The organism is Neiella holothuriorum (assembly GCF_019457915.1).
GTDB lineage: Bacteria > Pseudomonadota > Gammaproteobacteria > Enterobacterales > Neiellaceae > Neiella > Neiella holothuriorum.
On sequence record NZ_JAHZSS010000019.1, the window covers coordinates 57,021 to 78,699 of the forward strand.

The following is a 21,679-nucleotide window of genomic DNA, read 5'->3' on the forward strand; positions in this document are numbered from 1 at the left end:
TGGGTAACATACTGAGCTCAGTTACCTAATTACTGTCGAATTCCTGCTGGAGAACCACTATGTTTGCTAATAAAGAAGGTCAACCCGTCCCGCAAGTCACCTTTCCAACTCGCCAAGGCGATGAGTGGGTTCATGTCACCACCGATGAAATATTTGCCAACAAAACAGTGATCGTATTTGCCTTGCCCGGTGCTTTCACGCCAACGTGTTCATCCACGCATTTACCGCGTTACAACGAGTTAGCCGAGGTATTTAAAGCCAGTGGTGTTGACGAGATTGTTTGCATGAGTGTGAACGACACCTTTGTGATGAACGCGTGGTTAGCCGATCAAGAAGCAGGAAACATTCGCGTGATCCCCGATGGCAATGGCGAGTTCGCTCAAGGCATGGGCTTACTGGTAGATAAATCAGAGCTGGGGTTTGGCAAACGCTCGTGGCGCTATTCCATGTTAGTGAAAAACGGCATCATCGAAAAAATGTTCATTGAGCCACAGAAACCAGGCGACCCGTTTGAAGTCTCCGATGCTGACACCATGTTGAGCTACATTGCGCCAAGCGCTAACAAACCTGATTCAGTCAGTATCATTTCGAAACCAGGCTGCCCATTTTGTGCCAAAGCTAAGCAAGCATTAATTGATGCCAGCATCCGCTACGAAGAAGTGATTTTGGGCACCGATGCAACGTCCGTCAGCTTAAAAGCCATTACCGGCCGCAGTACCGTGCCACAGGTGTTTATTAACGGTAAGCACATTGGCGGCAGCGAAGAGCTGGACATCTACTTAGCCAAATAGCCACAACTGAGTAACGCTCAACTGCAATGAGGTTTCACCACACAGCGAACGGCCACAGGCTCAGAATGAACTCCCCCCATGTTCATCCTGAGCCTGTTGCTGGATGTTTCATTGCTTGTTTGAGCAGCACAAGGGTTATCCCTTTTTCACATTTCGTTTTAAATGCTGCCATAACCTGGCGGCAGGAGTCATCATGAAGCAATTAACCGTTGATGTTGCAGTCATTGGGGGCGGCACCGCTGGGCTATCCGCATACCAAGCAGCCAAACAACATACCGACCGAGTGGTTATGATTGCAGGCGGCGTCTGCGGTACTACCGATAACCCCGTTGATTACACGCCATCAAAGTTGCTCATGGCGGCAGCACAAGCCGCTTACCATGCCCGCCATAGCGAATCGTTTGGCGTCATCGTTGACGGTTCAGTACGCATTGATGGCAAGCAAGTGATGGCGCAAATCAAATCAGAACGTGATCGCGTTGTTGGCTTAGCTCAACAACAGCTCGAGGCTATTCCGGCAACCGATAAAATTTACGGCGCCGCTCAATTTATTGGCGAAAACTCACTGCAAATAGGCGCTCATACTCAAGTTCATGCTGCTCGTATTGTCATCGCCACGGGTTCAGCTTGGCCCTCTTCCAAGACTTGGCAAGATCTAGACGATCGATTGCTCACCAACGACGACCTATTTAACTGGGATGATTTGCCAACATCGGTTGCGGTATTGGGTACTGATGCCATTGGCCTTGAGATCGCTCAAGCACTGCATCGATTAGATGTGACTGTGCATGTATTCGGCGTTAGTGGCCAAATTGGTCCACTGACCGATCCTGATGTGATGCGCTATGCCCAGCAAACATTCGCTGATGAATTTCCGCTAATAGCTGATGCTCAAATAGAGTCCATGACACGCCAAGGCGATCAGGTGATCATCCGTTACATGGATGATCACCTGCAATCACAAACCATTCGCGTCGACTATGTTATTGCTGCCACCGACGCGCCCCCAGCTATAGAACAATTAGGCTTAGAGCGCTTGAATCTGGCGCTGGATGACCGCAATGTGCCGATTGCCAATCCACGCACGATGCAAACATCGAAACCACATATTTTTATTGCCGGCGATGCCAGCAGCCAGCAGCCGCTATTACATGACGCTGAAGACCAAGGCCGTATTGCAGGCGACAATGCAGGTCGTTGGCCCAACTTGCAGACGAAGGAGCACTCAAGCCCTATCAGCGTGGTGCTCACTGAGCCGCAAATCGCCATGATTGGAATTAGCTTCCAACAAGCGAGTGAGCGCCTTAGCCCTTGCGATTGCCTAATTCAAGGTGAAGTGAACTTTGAACAGCCAGGTCGACACCAGCTTAGGTTGAACAACAAAGGGCGACTTAACGTGTATGCCGAACAAGGCACGGGCTTGTTTGTTGGCGCTGAAATGGTGGGCCCAGCTGCTGAGCATGTGGCGCACTTACTTGCGTGGGCGCACCACCAAAAAATGACGATTCTGCAAATGCTCGATATGCCGTGCTACCACCCAGATATTGAAGAAGCGGTGCGCGCAGTGCTACGTGATGTTGCCGCCAAACTCGATATCAGCAGTGACTGTGCTCTTAGTGATGGTGATCTAAGCGCTGGCCCTTTAAACAATGGTCCTTTAAACAATGGCCCTCTAAGCAATGCCCCGCTAAGCACAGGTGATCTGGGCTGAATGACGTATCAGGTGCTAGGCATTGGTTAAACAGCCATAGCGCCTGAGGTTAAAGGCACGGCAGTAGCCGTCACAAACATGCTGTCGGAGCCTCAAAAAAACGCTCAAAATGGGTAAAGCAGTGACGTGACCAAAGCTCTCTTCGTCTCAAGTTATCGATTCCTCGAAACCTCAAAATCTCTAACACTTTTGGGTGGCTGATGTTTAAGGCACCGCGACAACAATCAACAGCTGCCGTTATTTTATTGACGCGCCAGCGCCATAATTCATGGCCAAACTCACAACTTTAAACACCTTAAAAACTGCCCTGCAACCCACCCAAAACCCCCTGTTAACAAGTGAGCGAAAAAACGTAAATTCACTTTTAAAGTAGAAACTAATCGCGTAGAAAGTGTCTAATTTATTAGCTCGAAATAGCGGCTTATGAATGGCTCAATCCGTCATTAGCCTATCGCCAATATGTTTAAATTGGCTCACTGCAACAAGAGGTACAGTGGCAATGTCCCGGTACAATACCGCAATCGGCAATTTTCAATTGCATGAGGGTGTACTGGAATGGAATCCCGTTGATTCACTTGAGTTGAATCTAGACGCCCATCAACTTTTAAATAAAGCGCTGGATGCATTTAATACCCCAGCCAAGTTGCTAATCGCATGGCGTGATGACACCCATTTTGAATTATCTGGTGTTCGTTTGTTAGCTGATGGCTATGATCTCAGCGCGATCGCGTTTTATGCGCAAGAGCGATACAGCCAACTCGCCGCCGAAGCCATTGCTGAAATTCAGCAAATCGCTTATCCAGAACGCAATATTCGTGTCTTGCCTGATCGCGAAGCGGCTCGCTCCTGGCTGCAGTCGATTAGCTAGGTATTTTTTGCATTGCTGGTGTAAAGTCGGCGAAGTTTTCCATCAATGCAGCTCTATCAATGGCGCTATTTGGATTATTTTGGACCAGTTTGCTGGCCGCCACTTTATTGCCTGGCGGCTCGGAAGCAGCGCTGTTACTAGCGTGGCAACAACAATGGGCAGAGCCTGCAATGCTGTTACTTGCAGCAACCGCGGGTAATACCATAGGCGGGCTGATTACATTCTGGATGGGCAGCCAGGCGCGTCGATTAAAGTCACTTGATGAGTTGCAGTCCAGCCTTTCTGAGCGTCAGCAAAACTGGGTGAACTGGCTTCATCGGTTTGGCCATTGGGGCTTAATACTGAGCTGGACACCGATCATAGGTGATTTGCTGTGTTTAGCTGGCGGCTGGCTTCGCTTTAATCCTTGGTTTAGTGCTGTGGCCATGTTGATCGGTAAAGCGTTGCGCTACCTGTTTGTATTATGGGCGGCAAGCCATTTGACCTAAGCTGCCGCTTGCAATTCCACTCGCAACGGGTAACTTAGCTGGCTACACCTTCAACTCAAAAGATATCTATGACTGCCGTATCAGGACGATGTATCGCAGCCCTGCCCTTTCTGTTGTTATTGGCTGCTTGCTCTAGCAACGACAAGCCAGATCCGTACGAAATTGTTAGTACCCTTGCCATCGACGCCCAAGCCACACCGCTTAGCTTTCGCTATCAAGCAGATTTGACGCCTCGGCAACAACAACGAGAAGAGGGCAAACGCCAGCGCAGCCGGCATGAAGCCATTTTACCCCCGGAAGAGCCATACAAGCTGAGTGAGCCCAGCAATGCCGAGATATTGCGTGAACATACCGCATTAAACGACATGGAACGGCTACTGCAAGAAAATGCGTTATGCCCCAAGCGATACGCCGTTGATAGTGTGAAGCACTATAAACAGCGCGTTGAAATCAAAGGCCACTGCTTAACCGACTGAAACAGCCGGCTGAAGTAACCACTTAAGGCCACCACAATAATTTTGCGCTGAGCAACAACAAGCTAGCAGAGGCAATAAGCAATACTGCTAAGCTAACAATGGCTCCAAACATGCGGCCTTTGCTTGAGCCGCTGGTTTGCGACAAGCCCAGCGCATGCAGCACCCGACCAACAAACAGCGCACTGCCTAAACCGAATAGCAACATTGCAGGCGCTTGCAGCCATTCCAATGCCGCTAAGATCAGCAAGGTCATCGGCACATACTCGAGGAAGTTGCCCTGCACCCGAATAGCACGTTGTAGTGAATCGACATCGCCATCACCAAAAACGACCCGATGAGCCATTCGCTGGCGGATCACTGCTATTGATAGAATCAACAACAGCAGGCCGTGAAGCGCAATAAAGAATCCTGCAATCATGATTTGTCCTGAACGGCTGCTACCAGCCTGTTAATTGGTCGGCCACCAGTTGCGCCAATAGTTTGATATGGCAAGGTGACTCATTTAACGCGTGTATGTATTGGTAGCGCTCGCCACCTGCGTCCATAAACACGTCCCGATTTTCTACTGCAATTTCTTCCAATGTTTCTAAACAATCCGCGGCAAAAGCCGGACACATAATATCCAGCGATTTGACCCCTTGCTTGGGTAATTGTTCGAGAGTTTCATCGGTATAAGGTTGCAACCACGGCTCTTTGCCAAAGCGAGATTGATAAGTCAGTTGCCATTGATCATCCGCGAGACCCAGAGCATCAGCCACGCCTTTAGCGGTAGCTTCACAATGTGTTGGGTATGGGTCGCCAAGCCGAGCGTAGCGCTGTGGAATACCATGAAATGACATCAATAATTTGTCGGCCTGACCATGTTGCTGCCAGTGACTCTTGACCGAGCCGGCGAGCGCATTGATATAAAGCGGATGTTGATAATAGTCATGCACCATTCGCACTTCCGGTACATGGCGAATGTCAGCTAAAGCTTTCGCAACAGCATCCAGCACAGAGCCTGTTGTTGTTGCGGAATACTGAGGATATAGCGGCAATACCACGATTCGTTTGACCCCAGCTTGTTGCAACTTCTCAATACCTGCGGGGATCGAGGGGTTGCCATAGGTCATCGCCAGTTCAACGGGGATCTCACCACCAACGATAAATTCCAATTTTTCTTGCAAGCTTTTAGCCTGAGCTAGGCCAATTCGGCGCAGTGGCGAGTCATCTTGCCAAATCGTTTGATACGCATGCGCTACTTTTGGGCTGCGCGTTGGCAAAATAATACCGTTTAACAAAGGCCACCAGAGCACTCGTGGCAAATCCACCACCCGCCGATCCGATAAGAATTGCTTGAGGTAGCGTCGCACGGCTTTGGGCGTGGGTTCATCCGGTGTTCCAAGATTCACCAGCAGCACGCCATATTGTTCGGTTGTTCGTTGTAGTTCCATGGTGGTGTACTTCTCCAAGTAGATTCTGACAGTCTACGGGATTTAACTGCTTTCGGACCAGCTTGAATTATCTATAACCTGATAATGTTAGTGGTTAATTTCACAATTTAGGCGTTGCAATTTGTCCGCCTATCATTACTTAGTTAGAGTCAAAAAATAACAAAATAGTTCAAGGACATGAACAATGATGGCTCACTCAATTTACCGCACTTTATTTTTAGTTACCTTGCTCTGGCTGCCACTTTCAACGCAAGCCAATCAACCAATCCCGCTCGAAGCATTTGGCACCCTGCCCGCCAAAACCATGATGGTGATGTCGCCATCGGCGAAGCGACTTGCTTATCGTGACACCAGCGGTGGCAAAGATGTACTGACCGTTGTTGATCTATCAAAAGGCGGTGTTATTGCCGCCTTAGATTTATCCAACATACGTACCGATGGATTGTACTTTCTGAATGAAGACAAAATTGTTATTCGCTCGACACAACATCGGCGGATCATGGGCTATACCGGTCAGCACGATGTGAGTAGCGCATTTTTACTCGACATCAACACTAATAAAATTCAGCAAATGCTCACGCCAGGCAAAGGCATACATGCCGGACAAGGTGGCTTAGGAAGAATCGTCGCTCTATCCAGCGACCACAAATCAGTCTACATGCCGGCCTATCTGATTAATAAACGAAACCCTGGAAAGCCACCTTTTGGGTTAGTTCGAGTGAAGCTCGACGCTCCCAAGCGTACTCCAAAAGTAGTCCAAAAAGGATCGTCTACCGCAATTGATTTCTTTCTCGATGAGAATGACGAAATACTGGCTCGCGAGCGTTATGATGAAGCCGCCGACCGCCATCTTATTGAAACCTTTGATGGCCTCAATTGGAACATTATCTACGAAGAAAAAACCAGTTATATCAACAAAGGGTTTGCTGGCATTACCCCAGATTACAAAGCACTCGTCATGTCTGCCACAGCAGAAAATGGCCACCGCGCATACTATCGTTTAGAGCTGGCCGATGGCGCGATTAACGGCCCGATTTTTGCGCGCGAAAACGCCAGCGTTGCCAGCTTAATTACCAATACCGATCGCGTGGTTGCCGGTGTTCGCTATGCTGGCTTTCAGCCAAGTTATGAGTTCTTTGACGATAAGTTGACGAGGTTATTTGCCGCCATCAACAACGCAATGCCCAATGACTCGCTCAACTTGGTTGATTACACGCCAGACTGGAACAGCCTACTGTTCTATGTGGAGGGAGAAGGCATTCCCGGCGAGTACTATATGTTTAATGGCGGTAACTTTACCTACCTCGCCACCTCTAGGCCTCAACTCCAGCCCACTGACGTCAATCCGGTGGAAATATACAGTTACCAAGCACGCGACGGTCTCACCATTCCCGCGTTACTGACTCGTCCAGCTCAATCTGACAAAGCCAAACCGCTACCAGCGATTATGCTGCCCCACGGCGGCCCTGAATCATACGATAAAAAAGGCTTTGACTGGTTAGCACAATATTTTGCTAGTCGTGGTTTTTTAGTCATTCAACCGCAATACCGCGGCTCTACAGGCTTTGGCGCGCAACATGTCCTCAAAGGCCGCGGCGAGTGGGGCAAAAAAATGCAAGATGATCTGACTGATGCGATTACTGCGTTGAGTGAGCAAGGCCGAGTAGAACCCAATCGAGTATGCATTGTCGGTGCAAGTTATGGCGGCTATGCGGCCTTAGCTGGTGCAACACTGACGCCAGATATGTATCAATGCGCGGTATCCATCAACGGCGTAAGCGATTTAGAAACCATGATGGATCGCGTCAAGCGCGAGAGCGGCAGAAAAAGTGGCGTACATGCGTACTGGGAAGATGCCATGGCTGGCGGCAACGCCACCGATGATTACCTGGAAGCCGTTTCGCCCATCAATCATGTCGCGCAAACCAAAGCGCCGGTATTACTGATCCACGGCACTATCGATGAAGTCGTCAACATTGAACAGTCAAAAGACATGTACAAGGCGCTTCGCAAACAAGGCAAAGACGTTACCTATTTAGAATTAGAAGATGAAGGGCACTACCTCAGTAAGAGCTCAACTCGACTACAGGCGCTGCAGGCCATTGATGCGTTCATTGAAAAATACATGATGTAACCGCCTTCCCTGCGCTGACATAAAGCCGCCTAAAGGCGGCTTTATTTGGTGTCATATATGACTGAACAGAAATAGCAGCAGGCGCGATTCTAACCGTGGAACAATCGCATCATTTTTGTGCAGTCTTGAAATTGAAGCTTCATAAAATGGCTGAATTCAGCGATAAAACAGTCGCTTTCAAATTGTTAACGCCATGTTATAAAAGAAAAACAACGAGCAAAACTGCCTTAATGGGCGTTATTCCCCCTATTGCCTAGCCGCGCGTCTCTTCGGCATAACTGCGCCAAAACCTGATCGATTTGTATAGTTAGAATCTATGCCCAGTTCTTTTCTAAAGCCAACACCATCATGTCGCGGTTAGCAAATTTGGCCAAGCTAAATTACATTGATGGTTAGATCCAAAAACACATGATGTAACGACTGATTGCTGTTGAATAAAGAGGCGCCAATATGGCGTCTTTTTGATGAATGTGATCGAGTACAAATCAATACCAATACACACATAAAATTCAGTGTTATTGGTCACACAATAAGCAGCTTAATTTGTATCCGAAAATCAGCTTCGTTAGCTTTAGCTCACTAACAAATTTTCTGGTTCAAGGCGCTAAATTATGAAACGACTCATCGGTCTAATGGCATTCCTATCTCTGGCTGCCTTGGCTTCGCTTGTATACGCTTAACGGCGTGTTATTGCAGCATTAACCGTTACAAATGCAAACACAAAAAAACCGCCATAAGGCGGTTTTTTTATGCAACTCTAAGCCACTTTTAGCTCAGTGCTGCCAGTACCTTTTGAGACACTTGCTCAACGGATTCAGTACCATCATATTTTAGGTATTGCGTTGCGCTAGCCGCAGCTTCTGCCGTGTAGTAATCGATTAATGGCTTCGTTTGATCGTGGTAAACACCCAAACGTTTGCGGACTGTATCTTCTTGGTCGTCATCACGGATCACCAAATCATCGCCGGTTACATCATCTTTGCCTTCGGCTTTTGGTGGATTGTAAATCACGTGATAAGTCCGGCCTGAGCCAGGGTGGACACGACGACCGCTCATACGCTTGACGATCTCTTCGTCAGGTACGTCAATCTCAACCACGTAATCGACAACAATGCCGGCGTCTTTCATCGCATCAGCCTGTGGGATGGTGCGAGGAAAACCGTCAAGCAAAAAGCCATCGGCACAATCGTCTTGAGCAACACGTTCTTTTACCAAACCAATGATGATGTCATCGGAAACCAGTTGGCCCGCATCCATTACTTTCTTGGCTTCCAGTCCAAGTGGCGTACCCGCTTTAATTGCTGCTCGCAGCATGTCACCGGTTGAAATTTGGGGAATACCAAATTTATTCATGATGACTTGAGCTTGGGTGCCTTTACCCGCTCCAGGTGCGCCCAAAAGAATAATGCGCATAATTGGCCTCTTTCGTTATTCAAAGTGTATTTAAAAATTAAAACCCCGCGGATCCTAGCAGGCAACGCTGCCAATAGAAAATCCACGGGGTTAGACATTCGGCGTATAGCCTAGGGTTTATTGCGTCTTGTTGTTGATTTTTGCAATCAAGATCAACAAACCCTAGCATTTACGGACGCGCATTTTAGCCGTTAGAAAGTAACAACTTATTGACCCTGGCCACGAAAGAGGCAGGATCATCTAATGTTCCTTGCTCTGCCAACGTCGCTTGATCCAACAGCAGTTGGCTCCAATCCGCAAAGGTGTCTTCTGCTTGCTCACCATCCATTTGTTTGACCAGATCATGCTCTGGATTCACTTCCAGAATAAATTTCTGCTCAGGGACAGGCTGGCCAGCAGCTTTCATCATTTTCACCATTTGGCTCGACATATCGTGTTCATCCACCACGATACATGCAGGTGAACTGGTCAGGCGGTGAGTCACGCGAACATCTTTCACGTTTTCGCCCAGCGCTGTTTTAATGCGCTCAACCAAACTTTCTGATGACTCTTCCAACGCTTTTTGTGCTTCTTTGTCGGCGTCGTCTTCCAGCTCGCCTAAGTCCAGCGCACCGCGAGTTACCGAAACCAGCTGCTTGCCGTCGAATTCGTTGAGGTGGCTAATCAACCACTCATCCACGCGCTCAGACATCAGTAATACTTCAACGCCTTTCTTACGGAAGACTTCCAGATGCGGGCTGCTTTTCGCTGCATTGAAACTATCGGCAACAACATAGTAAATCTTGTCTTGCCCTTCTTTCATGCGCTCAATGTAATCGGCCAACGCGACAGTTTGATCGGTGGTGTCGGTCTCCGTTGAAGCAAAGCGCAGCAGGCCTGCAATTTTCTCTTTGTTGGCGGCGTCTTCTGCTGGGCCTTCTTTCAACGCATTACCAAATTCTTTCCAGAATTCTTGGTACTTATCGGCGTCTTTCTTGGCCAGCTTCTCAAGCATTTGCAACACACGCTTGGTACACGCTTTACGCATCGCGTCAGTCACGCGATTGTCTTGCAACAATTCGCGCGAAACATTCAGCGGCAAATCATTGGAATCCAGCACACCTTTAACAAAGCGCAGGTAAGTCGGCATGAACTGCTCTGCGTCATCCATGATGAAAACGCGCTGTACGTAAAGTTTCAGACCGTGCTTGGCTTCGCGGTTCCACATATCAAATGGCGCACGTTTCGGAATATAAAGCAGGCTGGTGTAATCGTGGGTGCCTTCAACTCGGTTATGAGACCATGTCAGTGGCGCTTCAAAGTCATGTGAGATGTGACGATAGAATTCACCGTACTCATCATCAGACAGCTCAGATTTTTCACGCGTCCATAATGCTTTGGCGGTGTTTACTTTTTCCCATGTTGCAGGCTCTGCGGCAACTTTCTCGCCGTCTGGGCCATCACGCTCAGGTACTTCTTCTTTCCACATTTCTACCGCAATGGAGATGTGGTCAGAATATTTGTTGACGATCTGACGTAGACGCCAGTCGTCGAGGAATTCTTTTTCTTCATCACGCACGTGAAGAATAATGTCGGTGCCGCGATCTGATTTTTCAACGTCTTCTACGGTGAAGTCACCTTCGCCAGCAGATTCCCATTGGACACCCGCTTCAGCACCGAAGCCAGCCGCACGAGAACGCACGGTAACGCGGTCAGCAACAATAAATGCAGAATAAAAACCAACACCAAATTGGCCAATCAGTTGCGAGTCTTTTGACTCGTCGCCACTGAGCTGATTAAAAAACTCAGAGGTGCCAGACTTGGCGATAGTGCCCAAGTGCTCAATCACTTGGTCGCGCGTCATACCAATACCATTATCAGAAATGGTCAGGGTGCCGGCGTCTTTGTCGGCGGTAATGCGCACGCGCAGCTCGCCATTGTTTTCATACAAACTGTTGTCAGACAAAGCCTTAAAACGCAGTTTGTCTGCCGCATCCGCAGCATTTGAGACCAGCTCGCGCAGGAAAATTTCTTTGTTTGAGTACAGGCTATGGGTTACCAGATGCAGCAGTTTGCCGACTTCGGTTTGAAAGCCATGAGTTTCGCGTTGTGCAGTTTCGCTCATCTTGATTCCTCTATCTCAACATTATTCAGAGCATTCGTTGCAGACGGATATAGGGGCGCTGATTTGGAATTCAAGGGGAAAAGTGCGGGATTGGAAAATTTAAACTCATTTGCTGAGCGACATCCCACCGAATGCCGACTGTCGTGGCGGCGATTCAGGCTTGGTACTAAGAAGTGAGATAAGCGCGCCAGTAAATTAACGTTTTAACGACGATAAATGAGCGCGCTTGTTATTGTTAATCCATCGATGTGCGGCCAGCAAATGAGCGCGCCAGTGTTGTTCCATCAACATATTCCAACTCGCCGCCAACCGGTACGCCGTGGGCAATGCGTGACGCTTTAATATCATGACGACTGCAAATCTCGGCAATGTAATGGGCGGTTGCATCACCTTCCACCGTTGGATTGGTCGCCAGTACCACTTCTTCTGTCGTGCCTTTGATGAGTTGCTGCTCAAGCAAATTCAGGCCGAGTTGCTCAGGCCCAATACCATCAAGCGGCGATAAGTGACCGTACAATACAAAATAACGACCGTGAAACTGGCCACTTTGCTCTAACGCCATCAGATCGGCTGGAGACTCCACGATGCACAAAACTGAAGCCGCTTGCCGTTTTGGACTTTGGCAAATGGTGCACAATTCCTGCTCGGTGTAATTACGGCATTGCTGACAATGTCCAACCTCGCTCATGGCTTGCTGCAGCGCTTCTGCTAACTCATTGGCTCCGCGCCGATCTCGCTCAAGCAGGTGAAATGCAGCACGCTGTGCCGATTTACGACCAACGCCCGGCAAACACCGCAACGACTCAATAAGTTGTTCAACTAAAGGACTGAATTCCATAACAATGCCGTTTATTTCTGTAGGGGCCTGCGGCCAAGATCAGAGGAAGTGATTGTGCCATAAGTTATCTTTGCCGTGGCAATTTAGCAGCGAATCACTGTCAAGTGTTGCAGCGTTCACTGCGCAAACTTAGGCGCCAGACACATCAAAATGTCGCGCTTCACAACTGATAACGCCAGCCATCCAATCAATGATGTTTCTGGTTGCTGCCATCACCGCCGGATCGGCGCGATAGAGCAATTGGCAACCCAACATGCCAGACGTATTCCAAACCACTTCGGAGACCGTGAAGTTGAGGCTAACGGCTAATTGGCGGATCTCGCGGTGCGTGATCGTACGGCTAGACGTCAAACTATCCGGTAATGGCAACCACATGAGCATGGCCGATGGCAGCACTAACATTTGCGCCAGCGTTTGCCAGTTTGGGTAATCTGGGTGTCGCCGCGAATGTACCCCCGGCGGATCGACAAATATGAAATCGGCCTGCTCTAATAATAAGTCAGAAGCCTTGGCCTCGGCTTGTGCTGTGTATTTGGCATGGGGAAATCGTTCGCGCAACGCGCTCATGTTCGCCCCGGTTGTCTCCCACAACATCATCTGAGATTTAAAGCCGTGCAACGCAATTAGTTGATCGGCCAACAAGGTGGATCCGGGATAACGCGCCATCTCTGCCGACTCAGGTACGTTTGCCACGTGCTGGTGCCAAAACCGAGCAGCTGGCATTGGCGGCACATCAATCGACAACAATTTGCCTGCGCCTTTACGCCAACCTTTACTGCTAGTAACGGCGTAATCTGGACGCCCCGCATAGGTATCGGCGTAGCAAAAGTGTTTGCCCTGATGATGTGTCAACAGGCCTTCGAGCATTTGAACAAGCGCTAAATGCTTGAAGACATCGCCCAAGTTGCCTGCTTTTGTTTTGTGCTCGTAAACCATGTTAGGTCACTTCATCATTCGTTTTGTTGGCGGCAAAGATAACAAGTCTGATTGGTCAAAACCAGTTCCGGTGATATGGTTCAACTTGTTATCACTTGGAAGAAATCAAAGGTTGCCATGGAGTCTGCTCTTCTCGATATTGCGTTCGCGTTTGGATTAGGCATGACCGCCACTCGGTTTGGCTTGCCGCCACTCGTCGGTTTTTTGATTGCTGGCTTCGCGCTCCATTTGATTGGCGTTGAAGCATCAGATGAAATTTCAATTCTAGCTGATCTCGGCGTGACCTTATTACTGTTTAGCATTGGTTTAAAGCTCAATGTTAAATCGCTCGCGGCTAAGCCTTTCTGGGGTAGCGCGATGATCCAAATGGCGGTCAGCGTGGCGGTAATCACGTCCATGCTGATGTTGTTTGGTTTGTTGTTTCCATTACCTTTGTTTGCCGAATTAGATTGGCGAACAGCGGCCCTTCTCGGCTTTGGCTTAAGTTTCTCCAGTACCGTTTTTGTCATCAAAATCTTGCAAGAAAAAGGCGAAGGGCAAAGCCTCTATGGCCAGCTGGCCATTGCTATTTTGATTATTCAAGATCTACTCGCGGTTATCTTCCTCACCATTTCATCGGGCGTGTGGCCTAGCCTCTGGGCCTTTGCTCTGTTGCTCATTCCAGTGTTCCGACCGTTCTGGTTTAGTTTAATGAAACGCTCCGGCCACGGTGAATTGCTGGTGCTATTCGGCTTATTTATGGCCTTTGGTTTAGGGTACGGCCTGTTTACCATGGTGGGTTTAAAAGGTGACCTCGGTGCTTTATTGATGGGCGTTATGCTGGCACCGAGTAAGAAATCTGACGAGCTGATGAAGTCGCTTTACAGCATGAAAGAGCTGTTCTTGATCGCCTTCTTCCTTGATATTGGCATGCGCCAATTCCCAGGTTCAGACGCGATTGCCGTTGCGCTTATTCTACTGTTGTTGTTGCCGCTAAAAGCGCTCATTTACGCCGCAGCGATACGTTGTTTCAACTTGCGGATTCGCACCACCATGATGGCATCCGCTTCGCTCACTAATTTCAGCGAGTTTGGCTTAATTGTTTGCGCCATTGCCGCTAAAGCGGGTTGGTTACCGCAAGAATGGTTAACGATTGTTGCCCTCGCCTTGGCCCTGAGCTTTATTTTGGCGGCGCCACTCAATCAACAAGTCGGCAAACTGTACGTATCGCTAAGACCCAAGCTCGGCTGGCTGCAGCCTCGCCATCTCAATAAAATTGACCGCCCGTTCGCATTGGGCAATACAACATTTTTGGTTGTGGGTATGGGCCGAATAGGTACCGGTACCTATGAATATTTGCACACCCACTTGGGCGGCTCAGTGACAGGCGTTGACAGTGATTCAACGCGTGTTGAGCATCACAAGCGGCAAAATCGCAATATCATCCATGCCGATGCAACCGATCCGGATTTCTGGCATAAGGTGGAATTGTCTGGCTCGTTACGGGGCATTTTCCTCGCGATGCCAGAGCACACCGGTAACTATTACGCCGCCAAACAGCTATCAAAAACAGATTTCTCCGGCGATGTTGCGGCGGTTGTTCGTTATTTTGATGAAGAAAAACAAATGGCAGAGCTTGGTGTGACCAGTGTTTTCAACGTGTATCGAGAAGCGGGTAAAGGTTTTGCCCAAGACAGCTGTGAGCGACTAGGCTTTATTAGCACTGCGCCAGTTGAACAAGAGCGGTCTTAGCACGTTACTAATCTGTTTCAATTTTGGCTTGAGCGTTAAAAATACGAATTATTTAAGTCAAATACGCGCAAGAAGTTTATTGTTATTTCTCTAAATAACATTCTTGGTGTTAGACTTACTGGCACGATTTCAAATTGGCAAATGCACAGGAGCCAGTGACAATGGGTTTTTTCAATAAACTGAAAAAACTGGTTAGCGATGAGGCTGACTCAACCGATGGTATTGAAATTTATGCACCCGTCAGCGGTGAGATAGTCAATATTGAAGACGTTCCCGATGTAGTGTTTGCCGAAAAAATCGTTGGAGATGGCATTGCTATCCACCCAACCGGTAACCAAATGGTTGCGCCTTGCGATGGTACCATTCGAAAAATTTTCGAAACTAACCACGCATTTAGTATTGAGTCGACCAGTGGCATCGAACTCTTCGTTCACTTCGGTGTTGATACGGTAGAGCTTAAAGGCGAAGGCTTTAAGCGAATCGCCGAAGAAGGCCAGAAAGTAAAAACCGGCGACACCGTCATTGAGTTTGATTTGCCGTTACTAGAAGCTAAAGCCAAATCGGTGCTAACACCGGTGGTGATCTCTAATATGGATGAGATTAAGCAGTTGGATAAGCACTCAGGCAAAGTCTCCTTAGCGGAAAGCGTTGTCATTACACTTCGCAAATAAACTATCACGCTATGCTATTGAAAAGCCCCGTTATCCGGGGCTTTTTTGTATCTGTACGATTTGCCACAATCACGGTTTAACTGTCGTAACCACAACGTCATTAACCGACCCGTTGACCTCGCATCGATAACTCAACAACACCTACAATGCCGCACTCGGTCAGGCTTTGTGCCAGAATGAACGGGCCATCACCGCCTTTGGCGTTAATATTGCTGATAACTTATTCATTAGTCGCATAAATATCGGAGCTTAGATTTGTCGCATTTTGCCCTTTTGCTACTTGTCGTGACCATGCTGTTCAACGCCACCGCTCGGGCTGCGGATCTTCAAGTCGCTGTGGCGGCCAACTTCTATCGGCCAATGCAGCAACTGGCAGCAAATTTCGAAACAAAAACCGGCCATCACGTTGGTTTATCGGCAGGCTCCACCGGTAAGTTATTTGCGCAAATAAGTAACGGCGCTCCGTTCGATGTTTTTATTGCGGCCGACCAAACCCGCCCCAATGCGTTGGTGAAAAGCGGGTTAGCGCAAGCTGAATCGCAATTTACGGTGGCCCAAGGCCAACTCGCGTTATGGTCTAACGATCCCTCGCTCATCAATGGCACGCCAGCCGTCTTACAAGCGCAGCAGTTAACCAAGTTAGCCATTGCCTCGCCAAAAACGGCTCCGTATGGCGCAGCCGCTGTGCAAGTGTTGCAACACCTCAAACTCTATCCCGCATGGCAACCCAAGCTGATTCAGGGGCAAAATATTAGCCATACCTATCAATATGTCAGTAGCGGCAATGTTGACGCTGGCTTCGTTGCTGTTTCGCAAATTTATCATCAAGGATCACTGGCATCGGGCTCAGCTTGGATTGTGCCATCGGATTACCACCAACCCTTGAACCTTGATGCGGTGTTACTCACTCGAACAACCCGTGAAAAAGCTGCTCAAGACTTGCTTCGTTATTTAGCCAGTGACGAAGCCAAAGCACTGATCCGCTCATTTGGCTACCAGATAATTGATTGACCCAACACGAGAAGTTTGATTTGCTAACATTAGTCCGCGCCTCGATTCTGGGTCGCAACATCATTTGCGCATAACAGAGAAAAAGATTGGTTGAACTCGATTTATCCGTCGTTTGGTTAACACTAAAATTAGCATCAGTGGTCACCTTGCTACTGCTGTTGGTGGCAACCCCTCTTGCGTGGTGGTTATCGCAAACCCACTCCAAACTGAAGCCCTTTGTTGGTGCCCTGTTCGCCATCCCGTTGGTACTACCGCCAACTGTGCTTGGCTTTTATTTACTGTTGTTGCTTGGCCCGAACGGCCCTATCGGCCAATTATCTGACACCTTAGGGCTTGGCACTCTACCGTTCAGCTTTGCCGGCATTGCCATTGCCTGCGCCGTACACTCTCTTCCGTTTGTGGTACAGCCCCTACAAAACGCATTTGAAGCCATTGGTAAGCGGCCCCTGGAAGTCGCCGCGACTTTACGCGCCTCACCTTGGGATACGTTCTGGCATGTGGTCGTTCCTCTCGCTCGCCCTGGCTTTTTTACCGCTGCGGTAATGGGCTTTTGCCACTCCATTGGCGAATTTGGCGTAGTGCTCATGATTGGTGGCAATATACCTGGCGAGACACGCGTGATGTCCGTTGAAATTTATAATCATGTTGAAGCCATGGAATACGCCCAAGCTCATTGGTTAGCAGGTGGAATGATGCTGTTCTCTTTTGTTGCCTTGTTGGCCATTTACATCATCAACCACAGAGTTGCTCAGCGAGGTAAGCGATGAATCAAATCCTTGCTGAATTTGCAATTGACCGTGGTGACTTTCAATTAGAGGTGTCACTGAAACTACCGGCTGTTGGCATCAGTGCCTTGTATGGAGCCTCCGGCTCAGGCAAAACCACCTGTTTACGCGCCATTGCAGGTTTAGAACGGCTGCCGGGCAACGTCTGTGTAGCAGGGCAAGTTTGGCAAGATGATGATGCCGGTATTTTCATACCGCCTCATCAGCGCGCCATTGGTTATGTGTTTCAAGAAGCGAGTTTGTTTCCTCACCTCAATGTTGCTGCCAATATGAATTTCGGCCGCAGCCGAGTCGCCGCCTCGCGCCAGCGAATTGGTGAATCCAAAGTTGTCGAGCTATTAGGGTTAGAGAAATTACTCAAGCGCTCACCCGCTGCGTTATCGGGTGGCGAGCGTCAACGGGTTGCCATTGCCCGTGCATTGCTGACCTCACCCGACTTACTGTTGATGGATGAACCTCTGTCGGCACTAGACAAAGCACGCAAGCTGGAAATATTGCCCTACTTAGAGCGCATGCATGATGAACTGGCATTGCCCATTATTTACGTTAGCCATGCGGCAGATGAAGTGACGCGATTGGCCGATCATTTGGTGTTACTTGAGCATGGTCACGTCAAAGCCGCAGGCCCACTTCAAGACATGTTGATGAATCATCAACTCGCGGGCTTGTTTAACGATGGTGCCAGTTGTGTGATTGAAGGCGTCATCGATCAACATCTTGAGCAGTTTGCCAGCGAGTTGAAATTTGGCCATTTCCGATTGCGTTTAAGCCAACAAACGAACCCGCTAGGCAGTAACGTGCGATGCCGAATTTTTGCATCCGATGTGAGCCTGTGCCTGACTCAACCGCACGACACCAGTATTAGTAATATTTTCCCCGCTGAAGTGGTTCGCATTGATCCAGCGACTCGCCCCGGTGAAAAGTTGGTCACCCTCAGGCTAGATCAAACCCATTTCCTATTGGCTCAAATATCAAGCCACTCCGTTGAGCGTTTACAAATTCGGCCAAGCCACCATGTCTGGGCGCAAGTAAAATCAGTGGCAGTACTGTAATCAAACATATCTATCTTGATGCTTTATAAAGAAAATATAGTTTTAGTAAGTTATCAAAAAGCCACTAAGCTAGTGTTACCAACAGCAGCATTTTTGATGCTATCGATTCAGGGAAGTCACCATGCGCTCTAACAATTCTCACCCTATTTCACGGCGCCATTACAGCTGCGTCATTGCGCTACTGTCAGGCTTTGTTTTAGCACCTGCCCACAGCTTTGATGCCGGACCATATGTCGGGTTGAAAGCCGGCGTCACTAATTTTTCCGATATCTGCTCTAGCCATGACCTTGCGTGCGATGAAAGTGATAAGGCATTAGCCGCTGTTGCTGGCTACCGGTGGCAGAATTGGTGGGCGGTGGAAGTTGAGTATATTGATTTTGGTGATGCCAGTAGCTATCAAGCAAGTGCTTCAATCGAGCGCGATCGTCTCGAATTTACTGGTACTAATATCGCAGCCCGAGCCAATTACACCATCAGTGAATACACTGAAGTGTTCGGAAAGCTTGGCGCAATCTACTGGGAAGCTGATACAAAAGGCGCACAAGAAACTGTGTCAGATGATGGCTGGCAACCGAGCATCAGTGTTGGTGCCGATTTGCAGTTCTACCCCAGTTCATTATTTCGCGTTGAATACCAATATTTTCATGATCTGGGTTCATCAGACGTTGGCAGCACCGACATTCATCAGTTCTCGCTTGGCGTGACGTATCACTTTTAAGTGCTGAAGGCTTGAGCAAGATTAATGCATGATCATGCGGTTTTGTTGACTCAATAATCGTTTCCCTCCTGACTGAACAGGGGTTTGTGATATTCTTGCCCCAATTTTTTGATTGCGCCAAAGGAATCACATGTCTACTCAGAGCGCCACTATTTATGGTATTTCCAACTGCGATACGGTTCGAAAAGCTCGAAAATGGCTTGAACAACACGCCATACCGCATTCATTTCAAGACGTCCGCGAGCAACCATTAGAGCAATCTCAACTGGCCGAATGGGCCCAACAAGTCGGCTGGGAAGTGCTCTTTAATAAACGCTCAACCAGTTATCGCGTTTTATCTGACGAACAGAAAAAAGGCCTTGATGAATCATCGGCAATCGCGCTCATTCTGGAACAACCAACGTTGATGAAGCGCCCCGTCTTCACGGCCGCCAATGGCCTCATCGTTGGCTTTAATGAAAAGCTGTATGCACCGTTGCTACAACAAGGGAGCTAATTGATGAGCCACCCGACAATTGAACTGGCAAAAGAGTTAATTTCTCGTCCATCTGTCACGCCGTTGGACGAAGGCTGCCAAGATTTAATGATTGAGCGCTTGGTCAAGCTCGGCTTTCGTATTGAGCGCCTGCACTTTGAAGACACGTTGAACTTCTGGGCTCGCCGAGGCGATCAAGCGCCGGTACTTTGTTTTGCTGGCCACACGGACGTCGTGCCATCGGGCGATCCAAGCAAGTGGCACACGCCGCCATTTGAGCCCACCATCATCGATGATCACCTTCACGGGCGTGGTGCCGCGGATATGAAAGGCTCACTGGCAGCCATTGTTGTTGCCATTGAACGTTTTATTGCTGAGAACCCCGATCACCAAGGTTCATTGGCATTGCTCATCACCAGTGATGAAGAAGGCCCGTTCGTCAACGGTACCGTGCGCGTGATTGAGCACTTAGAGCAACGTCAGGAGAAAATTACTTGGTGTGTGGTTGGTGAGCCGTCGAGCACGAATCATGTTGGTGACGTGGTTAAAAATGGCCGCCGTGGCTCATTAACCGGCGAACTGGTTGTTAAAGGTGTTCAAGGCCACGTTGCCTACCCTCATTTGGCCGATAACCCTGTGCATAAAGCCGCACCGATGCTAGCTGAATTGAGCAGTAAACATTGGGATGACGGCAACGAGTTTTTCCCGCCCACTAGTTTTCAGATTGCCAACATAAAAGCCGGCACCGGCGCATCCAACGTGGTGCCCGGCGAGTTGGATGTGATGTTCAACTTCCGCTTTAGTACCGAAAGTAGTTCATCAGGTTTGGTTCAGCGCGTTGAAAGTCTGATTGATAGCTATGGCTTGGATTACGATTTAAAGTGGACTTTCAATGGCGAACCGTTTTTAACGGACACCGGTAAACTATTGGATGCGGTTCGCACATCGATTAAAGCCGTCAATGGTCAAGAGCCTGAGCTACTCACAACTGGCGGCACATCCGATGGTCGTTTTATTGCGCCAACGGGAGCTCAAGTGATTGAATTGGGGCCATGCAATGCGACAATCCATAAGGTCAATGAATGCGTCAAGGTCAACGACCTGATCCAGTTGACCGACATGTATCAGGGCATTATGAGCAACTTACTCGCGAAATAGCAGGAGAAGGGTGTGCAGGCAAGTCAGTGGTTAGGTCTTGATGAGCGTCATTTAACGGCTGTTGATGACCGCCATTTCCTGCACCCCGAAACCAAACAAGCTTGGCTGTCGATGGTTCAAGCCGCGGCCGACGATGGTTTGCAACTTGATTTAGTGAGTAGTTACCGGAGCTTTGCTCGTCAGCAACTAATATGGGATGGCAAGTTTTCCGGCCAACGGCCAGTTCTTGACGATCAAAATCGCATCATCGAACTCAACAAATTAAGTGACTGGCAGAAAATACAGGCGATCATGCGTTTTTCCGCCCTACCCGGAACGAGTCGCCATCATTGGGGCTCCGATCTTGATCTCTTCAGCAAACCACTGCAGGGCAATACGCCACTCCAATTAGTTGCCAGCGAATACCAAGCCGGTGGGCCGCAATGGCCGCTCTACCAGTGGCTTATTGCCAATGCCCATCGATTCGATTTTTTCTTTCCTTACGCCAAAGATCTTGGTGGTGTTGCTTGCGAGCCTTGGCACTTAAGTCATCTCCCGGTGGCCAATAAGGTTGAGCAAGTGCGCAAACCTGAACGAATTATTGCTGCTATTCAGCAGGCAAATGTTTTAGGTCAAGAATGTATTCAGGAAAACTTCGATACCTTATACCACCGCTTCATATCACCGATTAGTCGGTAGCGTTCAATAAGGTTTATGTATGGAAGGCGAACTGTCGGGTTTGCAAATTGCAGTCATCATCATTTTAGTGCTTGGCGTCATCGTCAGTAACTTGATGGTGCTGAAGTATTCCGCCAAATTAAAATGGCCCAAGCGAGAGGATCTTGTTGATCCTATGGCTCGGGCCAAAAAGTCGGAGCAACATCGCTCCGAGCAATAAACGCTAAGG

At 48.7% G+C, this 21,679-nt stretch carries 22 protein-coding genes; 16 read left to right on the forward strand and 6 right to left on the reverse strand.

Features of this window, described 5'->3' with window-relative positions; translation table 11 throughout:
* The first annotated feature begins 59 nt into the window (after positions 1 to 59).
* The 5 genes from K0504_RS14135 (at position 60) to K0504_RS14155 (ending at position 4,334) form a co-directional block, all read left to right on the forward strand.
* A complete protein-coding gene (locus K0504_RS14135) occupies positions 60 to 791 on the forward strand; it encodes a glutathione peroxidase (protein WP_220104796.1) in 732 nt (243 codons plus the stop codon).
* 193 nt (positions 792 to 984) lie between these two features.
* The gene (locus tag K0504_RS14140) at positions 985 to 2,502 is read left to right on the forward strand and encodes a dihydrolipoyl dehydrogenase (RefSeq protein ID WP_220104797.1); all 1,518 of its coding nucleotides are present in this window, start codon (positions 985 to 987) and stop codon (positions 2,500 to 2,502) included.
* A 499-nt stretch (positions 2,503 to 3,001) separates the two neighbouring features.
* Entirely contained in the window at positions 3,002 to 3,370 is a 369-nt protein-coding gene (locus K0504_RS14145) for a hypothetical protein (protein ID WP_220104798.1), read from the forward strand.
* A 59-nt stretch (positions 3,371 to 3,429) separates the two neighbouring features.
* Entirely contained in the window at positions 3,430 to 3,858 is a 429-nt protein-coding gene (locus K0504_RS14150; RefSeq protein ID WP_220104799.1) for a YqaA family protein, read from the forward strand.
* 68 nt (positions 3,859 to 3,926) lie between these two features.
* Complete coding sequence (locus tag K0504_RS14155) at positions 3,927 to 4,334, forward strand: hypothetical protein (RefSeq protein ID WP_220104800.1); 408 nt, start codon at positions 3,927 to 3,929, stop codon at positions 4,332 to 4,334.
* A 22-nt stretch (positions 4,335 to 4,356) separates the two neighbouring features.
* On the opposite strand, the gene K0504_RS14160 is transcribed toward K0504_RS14155, so the two are convergent.
* On the reverse strand, positions 4,357 to 4,752 hold the full coding sequence (locus K0504_RS14160; RefSeq protein WP_220104801.1) for an MAPEG family protein: 396 nt from the start codon (positions 4,750 to 4,752) through the stop codon (positions 4,357 to 4,359).
* A 19-nt stretch (positions 4,753 to 4,771) separates the two neighbouring features.
* On the reverse strand, positions 4,772 to 5,767 hold the full coding sequence (gene hemH, locus K0504_RS14165) for a ferrochelatase (RefSeq protein WP_220104802.1): 996 nt from the start codon (positions 5,765 to 5,767) through the stop codon (positions 4,772 to 4,774).
* Between the two features lie 184 nt (positions 5,768 to 5,951).
* Between hemH and K0504_RS14170 the strand changes: the two genes are divergently transcribed.
* Entirely contained in the window at positions 5,952 to 7,901 is a 1,950-nt protein-coding gene (locus K0504_RS14170; protein ID WP_220104803.1) for an alpha/beta hydrolase family protein, read from the forward strand.
* Positions 7,902 to 8,669: 768 nt separating this feature from the next.
* Here the strand turns inward: K0504_RS14170 and adk are convergent.
* From adk to K0504_RS14190, 4 genes are all read right to left on the reverse strand, one after another.
* On the reverse strand, positions 8,670 to 9,314 hold the full coding sequence (adk, locus tag K0504_RS14175; RefSeq protein WP_220104804.1) for an adenylate kinase: 645 nt from the start codon (positions 9,312 to 9,314) through the stop codon (positions 8,670 to 8,672).
* A 184-nt stretch (positions 9,315 to 9,498) separates the two neighbouring features.
* On the reverse strand, positions 9,499 to 11,418 hold the full coding sequence (htpG, locus tag K0504_RS14180; protein ID WP_220104805.1) for a molecular chaperone HtpG: 1,920 nt from the start codon (positions 11,416 to 11,418) through the stop codon (positions 9,499 to 9,501).
* Positions 11,419 to 11,653: 235 nt separating this feature from the next.
* Positions 11,654 to 12,256, reverse strand: coding sequence for a recombination mediator RecR (gene recR, locus K0504_RS14185; RefSeq protein WP_220104806.1), 603 nt, complete (start codon positions 12,254 to 12,256; stop codon positions 11,654 to 11,656).
* 129 nt (positions 12,257 to 12,385) lie between these two features.
* Positions 12,386 to 13,192, reverse strand: a complete 807-nt coding sequence (locus tag K0504_RS14190) for a 23S rRNA (adenine(2030)-N(6))-methyltransferase RlmJ (protein WP_220104807.1) — start codon at positions 13,190 to 13,192, stop codon at positions 12,386 to 12,388.
* A 75-nt stretch (positions 13,193 to 13,267) separates the two neighbouring features.
* Between K0504_RS14190 and K0504_RS14195 the strand changes: the two genes are divergently transcribed.
* From K0504_RS14195 to K0504_RS18635, 10 genes are all read left to right on the forward strand, one after another.
* Positions 13,268 to 14,923, forward strand: a complete 1,656-nt coding sequence (locus K0504_RS14195; protein WP_220104808.1) for a cation:proton antiporter family protein — start codon at positions 13,268 to 13,270, stop codon at positions 14,921 to 14,923.
* 161 nt (positions 14,924 to 15,084) lie between these two features.
* The gene (crr, locus tag K0504_RS14200) at positions 15,085 to 15,594 is read left to right on the forward strand and encodes a PTS glucose transporter subunit IIA (protein WP_220104809.1); all 510 of its coding nucleotides are present in this window, start codon (positions 15,085 to 15,087) and stop codon (positions 15,592 to 15,594) included.
* A gap of 255 nt (positions 15,595 to 15,849) precedes the next feature.
* A complete protein-coding gene (gene modA, locus K0504_RS14205; protein WP_225918147.1) occupies positions 15,850 to 16,605 on the forward strand; it encodes a molybdate ABC transporter substrate-binding protein in 756 nt (251 codons plus the stop codon).
* An 86-nt stretch (positions 16,606 to 16,691) separates the two neighbouring features.
* Positions 16,692 to 17,372 (forward strand): molybdate ABC transporter permease subunit, encoded by a 681-nt coding sequence (gene modB, locus K0504_RS14210; protein WP_220104810.1) that lies wholly within the window; start codon positions 16,692 to 16,694, stop codon positions 17,370 to 17,372.
* Positions 17,369 to 18,442 (forward strand): molybdenum ABC transporter ATP-binding protein, encoded by a 1,074-nt coding sequence (modC, locus tag K0504_RS14215; protein WP_220104811.1) that lies wholly within the window; start codon positions 17,369 to 17,371, stop codon positions 18,440 to 18,442. The genes modB and modC overlap by 4 nt, the downstream gene beginning before the upstream one ends.
* Before the next feature lie 121 nt (positions 18,443 to 18,563).
* Positions 18,564 to 19,160: an outer membrane beta-barrel protein gene (locus K0504_RS14220; protein ID WP_220104812.1), complete on the forward strand. Its 597-nt coding sequence runs from the start codon at positions 18,564 to 18,566 to the stop codon at positions 19,158 to 19,160.
* 130 nt (positions 19,161 to 19,290) lie between these two features.
* Positions 19,291 to 19,656 (forward strand): arsenate reductase, encoded by a 366-nt coding sequence (locus K0504_RS14225; RefSeq protein WP_220104813.1) that lies wholly within the window; start codon positions 19,291 to 19,293, stop codon positions 19,654 to 19,656.
* Positions 19,657 to 19,659: 3 nt separating this feature from the next.
* On the forward strand, positions 19,660 to 20,793 hold the full coding sequence (dapE, locus tag K0504_RS14230; protein WP_220104814.1) for a succinyl-diaminopimelate desuccinylase: 1,134 nt from the start codon (positions 19,660 to 19,662) through the stop codon (positions 20,791 to 20,793).
* A gap of 12 nt (positions 20,794 to 20,805) precedes the next feature.
* Positions 20,806 to 21,471 carry a M15 family metallopeptidase gene (locus K0504_RS14235; RefSeq protein ID WP_220104815.1) on the forward strand — a complete coding sequence of 222 codons (666 nt, stop codon included), beginning with the start codon at positions 20,806 to 20,808 and terminating at the stop codon, positions 21,469 to 21,471.
* A 19-nt stretch (positions 21,472 to 21,490) separates the two neighbouring features.
* Entirely contained in the window at positions 21,491 to 21,670 is a 180-nt protein-coding gene (locus K0504_RS18635) for a DUF2897 family protein (protein WP_404823012.1), read from the forward strand.
* Positions 21,671 to 21,679 lie beyond the last annotated feature (9 nt).